Annotated in this window: 13 protein-coding genes and 1 riboswitch; of the genes, 8 read left to right on the forward strand and 5 right to left on the reverse strand. The window is 53.6% G+C overall.

The window, feature by feature from the left end; translation table 11 throughout:
- The 6 genes from Abci_RS00005 to trpS all read left to right on the forward strand — a co-directional run.
- Positions 1-488, forward strand: a 488-nt coding sequence (locus Abci_RS00005) for a hypothetical protein (RefSeq protein ID WP_048837100.1), incomplete at its 5' end; no start/stop codon positions are given.
- 162 nt (positions 489-650) lie between these two features.
- Positions 651-1,865, forward strand: a complete 1,215-nt coding sequence (rlmN, locus tag Abci_RS00010) for a 23S rRNA (adenine(2503)-C(2))-methyltransferase RlmN (RefSeq protein WP_048837211.1) — start codon at positions 651-653, stop codon at positions 1,863-1,865.
- Positions 1,866-1,979: 114 nt separating this feature from the next.
- Complete coding sequence (locus Abci_RS00015) at positions 1,980-3,221, forward strand: argininosuccinate synthase (protein ID WP_048837101.1); 1,242 nt, start codon at positions 1,980-1,982, stop codon at positions 3,219-3,221.
- A 41-nt stretch (positions 3,222-3,262) separates the two neighbouring features.
- Positions 3,263-3,754, forward strand: a complete 492-nt coding sequence (locus Abci_RS00020) for an FKBP-type peptidyl-prolyl cis-trans isomerase (protein WP_048837102.1) — start codon at positions 3,263-3,265, stop codon at positions 3,752-3,754.
- A gap of 106 nt (positions 3,755-3,860) precedes the next feature.
- The gene (locus Abci_RS00025) at positions 3,861-4,295 is read left to right on the forward strand and encodes a c-type cytochrome (protein ID WP_371861397.1); all 435 of its coding nucleotides are present in this window, start codon (positions 3,861-3,863) and stop codon (positions 4,293-4,295) included.
- A gap of 30 nt (positions 4,296-4,325) precedes the next feature.
- Entirely contained in the window at positions 4,326-5,321 is a 996-nt protein-coding gene (trpS, locus tag Abci_RS00030; RefSeq protein WP_048837103.1) for a tryptophan--tRNA ligase, read from the forward strand.
- Positions 5,322-5,361: 40 nt separating this feature from the next.
- On the opposite strand, the gene Abci_RS00035 is transcribed toward trpS, so the two are convergent.
- Complete coding sequence (locus Abci_RS00035; protein ID WP_048837104.1) at positions 5,362-6,096, reverse strand: YoaK family protein; 735 nt, start codon at positions 6,094-6,096, stop codon at positions 5,362-5,364.
- Positions 6,097-6,128: 32 nt separating this feature from the next.
- Positions 6,129-6,563, reverse strand: a complete 435-nt coding sequence (locus Abci_RS00040; protein WP_052944736.1) for an MliC family protein — start codon at positions 6,561-6,563, stop codon at positions 6,129-6,131.
- Between the two features lie 204 nt (positions 6,564-6,767).
- On the opposite strand from Abci_RS00040, the gene Abci_RS00045 reads away from it, so the two are divergent.
- Entirely contained in the window at positions 6,768-7,442 is a 675-nt protein-coding gene (locus Abci_RS00045; RefSeq protein ID WP_084597440.1) for a DUF1826 domain-containing protein, read from the forward strand.
- Here Abci_RS00045 and Abci_RS00050 read toward each other — a convergent pair.
- From Abci_RS00050 to Abci_RS00060, 3 genes are all read right to left on the reverse strand, one after another.
- A complete protein-coding gene (locus tag Abci_RS00050; protein ID WP_084597441.1) occupies positions 7,439-9,376 on the reverse strand; it encodes an FUSC family protein in 1,938 nt (645 codons plus the stop codon). The genes Abci_RS00045 and Abci_RS00050 overlap by 4 nt on opposite strands.
- A 94-nt stretch (positions 9,377-9,470) precedes the next feature.
- The gene (locus Abci_RS00055) at positions 9,471-10,385 is read right to left on the reverse strand and encodes a LysR family transcriptional regulator (protein ID WP_048837106.1); all 915 of its coding nucleotides are present in this window, start codon (positions 10,383-10,385) and stop codon (positions 9,471-9,473) included.
- A 3-nt stretch (positions 10,386-10,388) separates the two neighbouring features.
- On the reverse strand, positions 10,389-11,849 hold the full coding sequence (locus Abci_RS00060; RefSeq protein WP_048837107.1) for a hypothetical protein: 1,461 nt from the start codon (positions 11,847-11,849) through the stop codon (positions 10,389-10,391).
- 308 nt (positions 11,850-12,157) lie between these two features.
- A riboswitch (cobalamin riboswitch) is annotated at positions 12,158-12,366 on the forward strand.
- Between the two features lie 160 nt (positions 12,367-12,526).
- Here Abci_RS00060 and Abci_RS00065 point away from each other — a divergent pair.
- A complete protein-coding gene (locus tag Abci_RS00065) occupies positions 12,527-14,722 on the forward strand; it encodes a TonB-dependent receptor (protein ID WP_048837109.1) in 2,196 nt (731 codons plus the stop codon).
- Positions 14,723-14,760: the final 38 nt, after the last annotated feature.

Raw genomic sequence — 14,760 nt, forward strand, 5'->3', positions numbered from 1 at the left:
ACAACGCAGCAGAGGAAGACACCGACCAAGCCCTTCTGGCCGGATACGAACAGGATGGCCTGACGCTGCGTGACGACCCGGACAGCCACAGGCTGCTCATCGGGGTAGACCCGGCATCTTTCCGGTCACAAGTGCAGTCAGGAACCAATCAATATCACCTGGCCGTGCGCGACGTGCTTTCTGCCGCTGCGTCATATGCCTATCTTTATTTTGGGCAACATCCAGATGCCACAAGCCTGACTGTTCAGGCCGATATTGAGAACGATACACCCGTCCCAACGACTGGGGGAACGGCAGATAGCTCATCTCAACAACCAGCATTGTCGTTTGATATCCCACGCCCTGCGTTGCCTATCACAGCAGACCGTAAACCGGATGCGTATTCAGCCCACATGATAAGCCAGATTTTAGGGACGATAGACCCCGCTCAGGCAACGATAGCGCCATGGCTCCGCGCCAGCCTGCAGCCGTCCGCTCAAAGCCAGTAAAAAACAGGTGGATGGCTGGCTTGTTTCCTAACGCGGGATGACCTGATAAATTTTTGCTGTTTATACGCCCAAAACTCTATAAAAGCGCAGGTCCGGTGCATGCCGGGGCTTTTTCTGCTACAAGTAGCCCAGCATTATTTCCCCTTTACCATGGCGCAGTGTATGTCTCTCGTTAATTCCGCTCATCCATCCCGCACACATGATGCAGAGGCCGCTGCGGCGCTTAATGCAGAAGAAAGATCCCGTATTCTTGCCAAGGCGGCTCTGTTCAGCCCGCCGGATGCAAGGCTGCCTGACGGTCGGCGCGACCTTGTCGGCCTGTCACGGGAAGAATTGACGGACATTCTGGTAGAAATTGGCGAAAAGCCATTCCGGACCAAGCAGCTCTGGCACTGGATTTATCATCAGGGCGTGACAGATTTTACGCTCATGAGCTCCATTGCCAAGCCGCTTCAGCAAAAACTGGCTGAGCGCTTCATAGTGGGTCGCCCTGAGCCTGCCATGGTTCAGACATCCAATGATGAGACACGTAAATTCCTGTTCCGCTTCCGCGATGGTCAGGAAGCCGAGACTGTGTATATCCCTGACAGACGGGAAGACCGGGGCGCGGTCTGCATTTCCTCTCAGGTTGGCTGCACTCTCTCTTGCACTTTCTGCCACACAGGTACGCAGAAGCTGGTCCGTAATCTGGGTGCCGCAGAAATTGTGGGGCAGTTTATGGCTGCTCGGGATTCCTACAAAGAATGGCCTAGCCCGAAGGGTGACACGCCCCGCCTGCTTTCCACCATTGTATTAATGGGTATGGGTGAGCCGCTCTACAATTACGAAAACATCGCCAAAGCCATGAAGATTATCATGGATGGTGAAGGTATCGGTCTGTCCCGCCGCCGCATCACACTTTCAACCTCGGGCGTAGTGCCTTTGATGGACAAGTGCGGAGATGAGTTGGGCATTAACCTTGCGGTGTCTCTACATGCCGTCCGGAATGACCTGCGGGATGAAATTGTCCCCCTCAATCGCAAATATCCTATTGAAGAAGTTCTGGCTGCCTGCCGCCGTTACCCTGCTGCGAGCAACGCACGACGGATCACTTTTGAATACATCATGTTACGCGGCATCAATGACAGTGAGTCCGATGCCCGTGAACTGGTGCGCCTGATTTCTGGCATTCCGGCCAAAGTTAACCTGATACCGTTCAACCCGTGGCCGGGGAGCGACTACCGCCCCTCCACGCGGGAACAGCAGAATAAATTTGCCCAGATTATTATGGATGCAGGCTTCGCCTCCCCCATCCGCACCCCGCGCGGGCGCGACATTCTGGCAGCCTGTGGGCAGCTTAAAACCGAAAGTGAGCGTGTTCGCGCCTCTCAGTCCTGATTTTTCTGCCTTTCTGCATCAGTCTTGCCCACCGGGGCACTGGCTCCCCGGCATGACTGATGCTAGGACACTGTGCGAAACAGCATTCGTTTTTAGATTCAGGAGATCATCCTCATGGGCGCACCTGCAGCCAGAAAAGATGTCAAAAAAGTTGTGCTTGCCTATTCCGGGGGGCTCGACACATCTGTCATTCTACGCTGGCTACAGAAAACCTATGGGTGTGAGGTCGTTACCTTTACGGCTGACCTAGGCCAGGGCGAAGAACTGGAACCTGCCCGTAAAAAAGCCGAAATGTTTGGCGTGAAGGAAATCTTCGTTGAAGATCTGCGCGAAACGTTCGTTAAAGACTTCGTATTCCCCATGTTCCGGGCCAATACGCTGTATGAAGGCCAGTACCTACTCGGCACGTCCATTGCCCGCCCGCTGATTGCACAGCGCCAGATTGAAATTGCACGCGCCGTTGGTGCTGATGCCGTTGCACACGGTGCGACTGGCAAAGGGAATGACCAGGTCCGGTTTGAACTGGCTTACTATGCCCTGCAACCTGACATCACGGTTGTAGCTCCCTGGCGCGAATGGGATCTGACATCCCGTACCAAGCTGCTGTCTTTTGCTGAAGAAAACCAGATCCCCATCGCAAAGGACAAGCGTGGCGAAGCCCCGTTCTCGGTAGATGCCAATCTGCTGCACTCCTCTTCCGAAGGCAAATTGCTGGAAGACCCCGCTGTTGGTCCGGAAGAAATTGTGTTCCAGCGCACCATTTCTCCTGAAGCCGCACCGGATAAGGTGACGGAAATTACCATTGACTTCGTGTCAGGTGACCCGGTTGCCATTAATGGTGTGGCCATGTCTCCGGCAACGCTGCTGACACGCCTGAATGAACTGGGCAAGGAAAACGGCATTGGCCGCCTTGATCTTGTTGAGAACCGTTTTGTAGGCATGAAGTCACGCGGCATTTACGAAACGCCCGGTGGCACCATTCTGCTGACCGCACACCGTAGCATTGAATCCATCACGCTCGACCGTGAAGCCATGCACCTGAAGGATAGCCTGATGCCGCGTTATGCTGGCATTATCTATAATGGTCTGTGGTTCTCACCCGAACGCCGCATGCTTCAGGCCCTGATTGATGCGTCCCAGCAGTCTGTCAGCGGTCGGGTTCGCCTCAAGCTGTATAAAGGCAATGTCGTGTGTGTTGGGCGTGAAAGCGCCAACAGCCTGTACGATACCCGCGTTGTGACGTTTGAGGACGATGAAGGCGCATATAATCAGCAAGACGCACAGGGCTTTATCAAACTCAATGCGCTTCGTCTCCGTCTGGGCGCTCAGATTGGCCGCGCAGGCGGTACACTCTGATCTGTCTCCCCTGCCATTTTTTGTGAAGTGTCGAGAGGACCATGACCCGTCGTTTCAAACTCATCCCTTATATGCTTGCGGCCAGCATGGCCGTTTCTCTTACAGCCTGCGGTGGACATAAAGACGATGATGTGGAGCTGACACCGCAGCAAACAATGGCCAAGCTGCGTGCTGAACCGGGTGTCGTGACACTGAAGGACGGTCTGGCTTACAAAGTCATCAAATCTGGCCCCAAGGATGGTGAACAACCACGCGTTGGGGACATGATGATGGTGATTTATGAAGGTCGCCTGCCTGACGGGTCCATCTTTGACAGCTCCGAACAGCATGGTGACGGCGCTTACATGCAGATGCCTCTGCAAGGGCTGGTGCAAGGCTGGATGGAAGCCATGCCCATGATGCATGTTGGTGACACCTGGATGCTCTATGTTCCGCCCGAACTGGGTTATGGGCATAAAGCTATGGGGGTTATTCCCTCTGATAGTCCTTTGATTTTCCGTATCCAGATTTTGGGCGTTGATCACGCGCATTAATCAGGCTGTACGATTTTACCGGCTCCGTAGTTCTATGGAGCCGGTGGGATACCTGCATATGGCAGTAAAGTTTCCAAGCCGCCGGCCTACCCTGCTCTCTGTGGTAATGCTGGGTGCGCTCTCCCTGTCCCTTACCGACTGCTCTCGCAAATCTCCAAAAATGCTCTACGGAAGTAATTGCGGAATTTGCCATCATAGCGGGGATGGGATGCCGGGTTCTGTTCCGCCTCTGGTTGGCCGAATTGATAAAATTGCCAGCACCCCTGCCGGTAAACAGTATCTGGCCAATGTGCTCATGAACGGTGTAAGCGGCCCCATTACGGCAAATGGCCAGCCTTACAACGCTGAAATGCCTCCCTTCCGGTACCTGAAGGACGATGAGGTTGCCCAAATTCTCTCCTGGCTCTCTGCCAGAGGAACAACGCAACCAGCCCCAGAGTTTTCCGCACAGGACATTGCAGCCGCTCGCGCAAACCGCATCTCCTCCGGCAGAGTGGCAACCGAGCGTGAGACCTTGAACAAAACCACGCCCCTCCCCTGATTTTTATCTGACGTCATACTGGTAAGACCAATGCAACGCATTTTTTCTGGCATTCAGCCGTCTGGCATTCCTCAGTTAGGTAACTACCTTGGGGCCATTCGTAACTGGGTTAATTTACAGGCTGACCATGAATGCGTGTTCTGTCTGGTGGATATGCACGCCATTACCGTATGGCAGTCTCCGGAAGACCTGAGAAGACAAACCCTGACACAGGCCGCCATTCTGCTGGCTTCTGGCATTGATACTGAAAAACATATTCTGTTTAACCAGTCTGCTGTTTCAGCCCATGCACGTCTTGCATGGATTTTTAACTGTGTCTCCCGTCTCGGCTGGTTAAACCGCATGACGCAATTTAAGGATAAGGCAGGCAAGGACCGTGAAAACCATTCTGCGGGCCTGTATGTTTACCCCAATCTGATGGCTGCGGACATTCTGGCATACAAAGCCACACGCGTGCCTGTTGGCGAAGACCAGAAGCAGCACCTTGAGCTAACCAATGATATTGCCCAGAAGTTCAACCATGATTACGGCGTAGAGTTTTTCCCTACGGTAGAAGCCGTCATCCCTCCGGCCGCAGCTCGTGTCATGAGCTTGCGTGACGGGACCAAGAAGATGTCAAAATCTGACCCGTCTGCCCAAAGCCGTATTGAAATGACCGATGATGCAGACGCCATTGCGCTCAAAATTCGTCGCGCCAAAACGGATACAGATGTCCTACCGGGAGAAGAAGCTGGGCTTGAGGGCCGCGCAGAAGCTAAAAATCTGGTCACCATTTACGCAGCTTTGGCTGACATGAGCGTTGCTGATGTGCTGGCGCAGCATCAGGGTGAAGGCTTCGGTCCCTTCAAAAAAGCCCTGACAGATGTTGTGGTTAACGCAATAGCTCCCATTGCGCAGGAAACCCAACGCCTGATGCAAAATGAGGATCATCTTGTCTCCGTGCTACGGGCTGGCGCTGCACGCGCGCACGCCATTGCAGACCCGATTGTGACTGAAGCCGAAAAAATTGTAGGTTTTGTAAAATAAAATCCAAAGGGTTGAAGGCACAGGCGGTGCTTCAACCCGTTTACGACACATCCCCTTTATCCCGGTTCATGTTGACCATGATACCGGGAAGGGACAAACATGCCAGCACACCGGCCACAGCAAACAGAAAACCTGTTGGCCAATGTGTGTAGCCGTACACACCCAGGCCACTCCCGAGAATAAAGCAGCCAATAATCTGACTGTGTAGCCAGAGGCGTTGCTGCATTTTACGGTGCTTCTCGGCATCCTCTTTTTGCCGAAAAGAGCTCAACCAGTCTGCCAGTTCAATACCAAGATCTGTCACCATCCCAGTCACATGCGTGGTGCGCACTACAGCGCCGGAGACACGGGTCACCGTAGCGTTCTGCAACCCCATGAGAAATGAAAGTAATAATGGGGTTAGACTGGACGGTGTGCCATGAGGCTGCCAGAGGAGTTGCATACAGGCCAGCCCGCATAACAAAACGGCTTCAAGCAGAATGGTAAATGCGTAAATGGCACCCTGCCCCCGCCGTCTTCCATTATTCATAAGCAACGTGCAGGTCATGGCCCCGCCCAGAAAACACAGAACAATTGCGCCCGCCATAAAGGCGGGTTGCAGTTTTCCTGCCACAAAAGCGCTAGCCAAAGCCGACACATTGCCTGTCATGTTTGCGCAGTAATAGCCTACGCTTAAAAAACCTGCTGAATTGAGAGCCCCCGCGACCAATGCCAGAGAACTACCGAGTTGTCGGTCCTGTAGAAAAGTACGGTTCCCTTTGTGAAGCCATAGCACTGGTGCACAAATCCTCTCAGTTGGTGTGTAGGCTATTGCAGCTCACGGCAGGTCACATGCGCCGCTCCACCTGCGTTTCTCTGCGTAAAAAAGGCTTCTTTTTCTTTTGTCCACCAGACGAAGTTGTCGGCAGCATATTTTGCACCGGAAGCCGCCACAACATTGGCAAAAACCAGCGTTTGGCCATTTAAAGGTAAGATTGCCAAACTGGTTTCACCTGCATTGATATAGGTAACGGGCACGGTCTGGCTGGAAAAATGCGCCAGAAGTGCCGGATCACCCAAACAGCGATAACTGGCTTTTGTCGTTTTCACCGCAACGGCAGGCTTCAGCGGTATAGAGAACGAGTTTTGGGGCGCTGCTTCTGTGGACATGGGTTGCGCGTGCCCTACCTGTGTAGAGAGGCCGATAAAAGCTACCAGCAAAGAAGCGACACCCATCTTTTTCTGCTTAGACACAGTCAGCATAATTATTTCAGTCCTCAGACGCATCACTTTACTCAGCCTACACTGCTTACAGGGCCTAACGCAAAGCCTGCCTTCTGGCGCAATAGCGCAGAGGGAGCTCGCTGCACCTCGCACCAAAACATTACCCTATGCCGCAAAACACGACCCCTTGAAAAAATACCCCCATATAATGTAATGTTATAGTGTTTCATTTATGGTGTGTTTATGATGCTCTCCACCAGTTGCCCCACAAGAAGCCTTTTTCCGCTTATTTCTGCACCGCTACCGCAGACAATAGGCAAAGGCCCCCTCTTGCGTATCCGTCGCCCGCTGTCCTCTCCCCTTCAGCAGGCTATTGCTGCGCATATGGCTTATGGACCAAGCTTACTTCTCGCTCGTGGTAGACCCCAGCATATCGGGACATTACTTCAGCCCCATATGCCCCCCGATGCCGTGTTACTGTTGAAAGATGCACTCGCATTGGCGCGCCTGTATCAAGTTCATAGCGGGCTTTCTGAAGTCAGGTTCAGGTTGGAGCATGTCAGCACAGACTCTTGCCGAAAATTCCATACAGATCACGTCAAGCTGCGGCTGTTATGCACCTATCATGGATTAGCGACAGAGTGGGTGCCGCCTGAATTTTTACAGGCAGACACTCTCAACGAACGCGGCGTACCGGCCACCATTCCTGCGGACTGTATTCACCGGTTAGACACAGGAGATATCGCATTACTGAAAGGCCGTGCGAACGCTGGACATACAGGCGTTGTTCACCGCTCTCCCCCTGTGTCCCATCTTCCCAAAAATCAACGGACCCGATTGCTGCTGACGATAGATGAACCAACCGCATGTGGCATGTCGGACGACCAGAACCCGACTGTGCGGCATACCGTCTGTTAGGCTTTATTATATTCGGCGGCCATGGCGTGCAGGCAGGCCCGAACTTGTGCGAGCTTTTCCTTGCTTTGCACGGATGGGGCATTTTTAATCTGGCTCCCAAGCCAGTGATCCACCATAGGGCTCCAGCGTAATGTGCTCATGCCCTGCTGGCTCCATTTGCGCAAAAACACGCGTAAACCACGACGGGCAGTAACGGGTATAACTGGGTCTTGCGCCGCATCTCGCACAAGCACCACCCCCATCCCAAGGCTCATGGTCTGGAGTTGCTCCTGCATGTAGGCCAGCCGCATGGGCTCTGGAACGCCCTGTGCATTGCGCAAAATTCTCACAAGACTATCGGCACTGCCGGATAGCCATTGCTGCATGGTTGTGTGGTCATTTTTCTCAGCCAGATGCTTGAGGCTCTGGTTACGCCATGCCCGCGTACGCCGCATGTGTGAATCAATATGAAACGGCAGAATTGCGCGGTACGTCCACCCGACAAACAGAACTGCAAATAAAAAGGCCAGAGCCCCGTTAAGGAAAGACTGTTCATCATACCGTCCGGTATTGGATGGCCCCAGCAGAACCGGCAGAAACATGTTGAAAGAAAACGCATAGCCCGCCGTATTAGCATGACGCGCCGCAAGCCCGCCAATGGTCATGGGAACCATAAGCGCTAGCAGGAGCATTTCCGGGGTTGTGACAAGTGGCATCACCATAAAGGCGTACAGGCCGGCAGCCAGAGCACACCACACCGCCCCTTTGAAGAATGCGCTGGACGCCAGAATAGGGTTCTCTCTGGTAGCAAGCAGACCATATACGAGTGCGACAAAAGAGATAAAAGCCGCACCGGAAGGCCACGCTGTAACGTCCCACACCAACCATGCAGCAGTAATGCCCGTAGCAGAGCGAATACCGTTTTCAAGGGCCTCCCGCGCATGTCGTCTGGACGTCATTTTAAAGCGGAAGCGGTCATTCTTTTGAGGGGTTTCGCTCGCCTGAATATGATAGCAGGCCGACGTGTAATCACTCTTCAATGCCGTAGGGAAAACATTGTCCTGCGCTACACCGGCGGGCTGCTGGCGGGCTAACAGAGCAATGCCCCGCGCTCTGGCCAGCATGACCATAAGATGAGACAGGGCGGCTTTAGCGTGATCTCCCGCGTGGGTATGCGGCCCCAGTTCCAATGCATCAAACTCAATACGGCTGTTGGCCGTAACAAGGGTCGTCAACACCTGTGCCTGCGTCTGGGGGGTCGCTTTTCCATCCAGCATGTCTGTCACCATGGAGGTAACAGCCTGCAGGGCACCGTTCAGGCGTTGCCGGAGATTGCGCTTGGCCTGCTCCCGCAGAGAGGGCGTGCACAGAATAGCTAAAGCCGCCTCACACACGACCCCAAGAATAATGTACGAGCCACGCGCTATGGCGATATCGAACACATGATCAGGCTCAGAAATAGCGCCCGTTGCTACAATAGCCGAGGTAAAGCCCGTCAAAACAAGGCCGTAAGCACGGTAGCTTTCCAGAAAAGTCGCAAGGCCACAGCACAGGCCGACCCAAAGCGCCAGCGCACCAAAAAATAGGGCCGTCTCCTGCGGGAAAGCCGCAATAAGTGCTACCCCTACGCAACACCCGACAACAGTGCCAATAATGCGCCACCGCGCTTTTGAAAGACTTTCCCCGCGGGAAGACTGGGCCACCACCCACACACTGAGGGGGGCCCACTGCGGGCTGTCCAACTCCATCCACATAGCAATGAGAAGAGACAGGCCGGCAGCAAAAGCGGAGCGTACAGCAAATGCCAGATCAGCCAAAGATGGCTGTATTAACCATTTTAGCTTGTCCCGCCACGGTTTGGGGCGGCTATGGAACCAAGATGGCGCAAACCATGACAGTAAGCCCGCGTACGCAACAGCACCGCTTTGCCCTGCCTGCTGCCGTGTTCTGCTCATGATAACGCTTACCCCCTGCGCCTGTAGCGGCAGACCATGCAAAAAGGCGACTTAGGCGTCCAAGCGTTTGTTATAATAACATCATAAACACAGATTATGATGCAGTGGCAGCACCATAAATATCTGCCAGTTCCAAGCTTTGTGTTACCCCCCACAGTCGTTCCAGCAGGGCAGTGCTATTGGGTTGGCTAAGCCGCACAACCCCTACATCCGGTGAGACAAAACCTGCCATGCGGCGGGTTTGCAGGCTTTCCCTGCCAGTTCTTTCCGGTAAGGCCGCAACGGGCAGAATGCTGGCTATTTGCCCTTTAAGAATTTCCGCATGCAGGAGTTCAAGCGTATCCGTTTCCAAAAGTATGTTGGGAAGAACTCCCGCCTGCCTGAACCCATCATCAACAAGTTGCCGGCTACGCATATTCCGGCTGAGCAGGCACAGAGGAACGTTTTCTATATCTTTCCAGTTAAACACCCGCCCCGCAGGCAAAGACATTGATTTTGCGGCAACCAGAACATGCTCCTCCGCATAAAGCGCATGTTTTTCAAACGGCCCATCGGCTGGCACCTGATCAAGATACATCAAACCAAGTTGCAGCGTATGTTCCCGCAGCAACTGCACAATCTCGTTGCTGGAATAAACCTTAACCTCAACATGAAGCGCCGGAACAGCAGCCCGAAAGCTTTCCAGCAGAGTGGGGATAACCAATATGGCTGGTGGCATAACCCCAATGGCAATTGACCCACCGGCAACATCCTGAGCAAAAGCCGCTTCCTGCCGTAACCCATCCAGAGCGGCAACGGTCTGGCGAGCCCAGCTCAGCACGCGCTCGCCCTCTGCCGTCAGACCGTAAAAACGCCGGTTACGTTGAATGATGGTAATGCCAAGTTCTGTTTCAAGCTGCCTGATACCCGCAGAAAGTGCTGGTTGGGATACACCGCAACTTTCCGCTGCACGAGAGAAATGCCGAAAGCGGTCCAGTGCTATCAAATACGTTAACTGCCTGAGAAACACGGCCTATCCTTGCTTTACTCTCTGCACAGCAGAGGATTGCCTATGCCGCCTGAGCCTGTGAACGCTGATCATAACGGCAGATAAAAAAATGGCCAGCACACCACAGAGCAGCGGTGCCACGACACTCCACCGTGCCAGCGGATGGCGAAGCCATGCCCAAAAATCCATATCGTGAAGGCCATAGACGAACCAGCGTGAACGCTGCGCGGAGGAATCTATAAGAACCTCAACTTCTCCTGTTTCGGCATTCAGATAAAAATAGGTGCCATCACGGGCTATTCCCCGCAAAACAGGAAAATGCCGTGTGCGCGTGTCTTTGTTGAAGTAATACGCGTCGGCCTTCGTCAAAAATGTCAGCTTTTGGGTGGGTGCCATAAGCCCAAACTCTTGCAGGCCCCGCTCCATATCGGTCAGCCTCAAGGAGCTTGGCTGTAAGGCTTTATCCAAACGCACCCAATGCCCGTCCGCCTTCATTACGGACAAAAAAATCTTCCGACCGACAAGAACACTGTGCACGCTGCGCCATTCAGGCGGCGCTATTTCAATAATCTGGCGCAACACTGGCACCAGATCCTGCCCCAATACGGTCCCGGTTATCCTAACCGGCTTGATCTTCTCAGGGTCACTTTGAAAAACCCCTGCTGGGTTCATGGTCAACAGACCGGTCGTAATCCACACCAAAGCCAGACTACCAAACACGGTGCCGCTTACATGATGCACAAAATGCCAGCGCCTATACGGGCTGAACGGCCATCTGCCCCGCACTCTTAGTACGCCGACCCACAGGCCCGTTACTGTCAGAAACACACCGGCACCCGACAGCACAATAACAACCTCCTGCCACACGAACGGATGCTTGCGCAACACAGCAGGATAGAGCCAATGCGGAATAGCCCCAATCCATGCCCAGAACCGTGACTGCTCGGTTGTGGCCTGCACAACATCTCCGGTAAAACGGGAGACATAAACAACGTCATGAGCAGCGTTCTGAAACCGGAACCGGGCAAAACCTTCTGCGCGCCCGTGAGTATTCAACACCCACTGGTCATCTGTGGTCAGACCATCAAACTGGGGAGCGCCCTGCCCGCCTAATGCCTGCACATAGCGGCCTGCATTTATGCCGCTTTCAACATCATTTACGGCACCGGTGTGCCCCGTCCTCAAATCTACGGCTGTAACTGCCCCATCTTGCGCGTAGAGGGTTAAAACAGGCACCTGCCCTATCATCCCGATACGAAAAGACTGGAACCGCGTTGTGTAAAATGCTGCGGGCAGAACCGGCACGCGGTCTGGCCATACCAGAACAGAGTGTGCCCGCTGCTGGCCGTTTTCATCTGGTCTGGGCCATGTATGCCACAGCATGACCAGACCAGAGGCACACCAACTGCTCATAAGCAGACAGAGCGAGATACCCAGCCACCGATGCACCAGATACAGCGTGCGCAGAAGAGTTTTTCTGGTCATGTTTGAGGAGTATTTAGCGCCATGGCCCCGGTAGATGCCCTTAGATCCTGTAATGCGATTGCTTGTTGCACGGCTATACACCCACCAATAGCTTTACCAGGACACATACTTAATACCCGCATAGTTCTTGCCTCACCTGCCCGGTGCTTGGCATGACGATGATCAACAAACTCCTGACATGCAAATCATTGCGGCACTCTTCGCCTTCCAGCACGGAGTGTCCTTGGCATATCGGTTCCTATAACAGCAAGATTTCTCAAACATCATACTGTCGCCTTATGGCATTGACAGACTTTGCCATACCGTGTCTACGCTGCCGCAGCTATGGCTCCCGCAGGCTGCATCTGCATGGCTGAGGGCTAAGAGGGAAACCGGTAAAAGCCGGTGCTGCCCCCGCAACTGTAAGCTGAGAGGCTTTTGGCCATAACGCCACTGCCCCCCTGCAAAAGGGAGTGGGAAGGCGGCCAAAAACCGATGACCAGCAAGCCAGGAGACCTGCCATTGCCTGAAAGTCACGGACGGACGCAACCATACGGGGTGATATGGTGGCGAGGTTTTGCTTCGCGCGCAGGCCTCCACCATGGTGACGCTTTGTTTGGAGCATACGCGTGCGCATTTTTTATCCCGCCCACAGTCTGGCTTTAGTGTGCCTGACCTGTTTACCAGCAGGTTACGCCATGGCCACTGACACACAGCCTGTTTCTTCCCCCCGCAAAGCACCCGTTGCACCACGCGCCAGCAAAGCAGAGGCAAAGCCGGAATATATTACTGCCTATGGTGCCACAGCACCCCTTAAAATGGCTCCCGCCATTGGTGGAAAACTGGGGCTGTCCGTACAGCATAATCCCGCAACCATTAATGTTGTGCAGCATGACCTTATGATGCAGCGTGGTTATGCGCAGGCCGAAAATGCAGCAGATAGCGCACCGGGCGTTTCCTCCGGCGGTGGTCCAGGTAGCCCGGCACAGCTTATGATGCGCGGTTTTACTGGCAACCAGATCCTGACGTTGCGGGATGGTGTCTATTTTGGGCCAACCACCATGGTTAACCGCCCTCAAAACACCTTCAACCTTGAAAGCGTGCAAATCCTCAAAGGCCCCGCCTCCGTGTTATATGGTCAGGGTGCGGTAGGCGGCACGGTGGATATGCGCACCCGTGACCCGCGGTTTGATGGGCCACATGCCAATGCTCTGGTATCCTATGGAAGTTTCAACACCTGGAATGCTGGTGTTGGCGGCTCTGTGCCCATTACACAAACACTGGCTATACGGGCAGATTTCAGCCGCACCTCATCCGATGGTTTTGTCAAAGGGGCAGACCCACACTCCAACGACCTGACGACAACACTGCTCTGGAAGCCATCGGAAAAATTTACGGCACACCTCAGTATGGATTATCTGACGGACAGGCTCTCCACCTATTACGGCACACCTTTGGTTGATCTCTCACAAACAGGGGGGCGTGTTGGCGGGCTTTTGAGCTCCACCAAGGGGCTAGGGATTACGCGTGCTTCCTTATGGCGTTATTATAACGTGCGTGATGGCAAAGCTGGCTCCGTCAATGCCACCCCTACCCTGCATCTGGACTGGCATGTTTCAGACCACGTACTGCTCCACAACACCAGCTATTTCATTTATTCCAAACGCCGCTGGAATAATGCGGAAAGCCTCAGTTACATCAGTAAGTCTGGCGCTATTGATGCCGCAGGCACACCAATTAGCCCCGGCCGTATAGCGCGTGACAGGTTTTATGTTTACCAAAACCAGCATCAGGTTGGAGACACACTCTATTCCCGCTTTGATTTCTCAGTATTGGGTATAAGCAACCGGCTTGTTGCAGGAGGAGATACCTATTATCTGCGTTTTATCCGCAACCGGGGCTTCCCTGATGCTGGATATGCTGACAGCGTTTCTCTAGCGAGCCCGGAACAAACAGAACTCGGGTCTTTTGCCGGGGAATACCCTTTCAAAAAATCTCCTACAACCATGGTACAGGCCGGTCTTTTTTTGGAAGATGTTGCCACCATACGGGACAACCTGCGGGTAGTAGGCGGCTTCCGCTATGACTGGCTTTCTCTGGACCGGCAGAATTATAACCAGAATGGTCAGTTCGCCTCAGGGTCAAGTTTTAAAGGGCACTACAACCCCAACAATTTTCGTATTGGTCCCGTTTATGATCTGACAAAAAATGTCAGCCTTTATGGTGTTTACACAACTGGTGAAGACCCGCCGGGCTCTAACCTTTTTCTGGCCAATAAAGGCCAGTTTTCCCGCCTGAGCCGTGCCCGCCAAGGGGAAATTGGCGTAAAGGCGAACCTCTGGCAGGGCCGCTTTACAACAACTCTTGCTTTTTACGATATCCGCCGCACACGCGTGCTCGTGACCACCGGGCCGGATACGGTTGCGACAGCAGGTGTGCAAAAATCCAGAGGCCTGGAATGGCAGGGCGACCTTGCTGTCACCCGTCACTTCAGCCTGTCTGGAAATGTTGGCTATACCTATTCCCGGTATGGGTCATTCCACCCAAGTGCATCTGTCGATGCTTCCGGCAATCAGGTGCCAAATGTTCCAGCCATTACCGCCAATATGTGGGGCATCTGGTCCCGCGTGTATGACCTGCCGCTCGATCTGGGCGCAGGGCTACGGTATGTTTCAGCCCGAAAGGGAGACTACGCCAACACGCTTACCTTAAAAGACTATGCACTGGTTAATGTTTTTGCAGGCTGGCATGCTTATAAAGGTATTACTGTCTATGGCCGCATTGATAACATTGGCAATAAACGCTTCATTCAATGGGCGGATACAGGATATTCCGGCCAACTCCTTTTAGGAGCTCCACGCTCGTTTTCCATAAGCGCACAGGCCGATTTCTGACGTATCAACAAACATGCAGGAGGCCGAATTTCCGTCCT

This window comes from Acetobacter cibinongensis (genome assembly GCF_000963925.1).
Lineage (GTDB): Bacteria > Pseudomonadota > Alphaproteobacteria > Acetobacterales > Acetobacteraceae > Acetobacter > Acetobacter cibinongensis.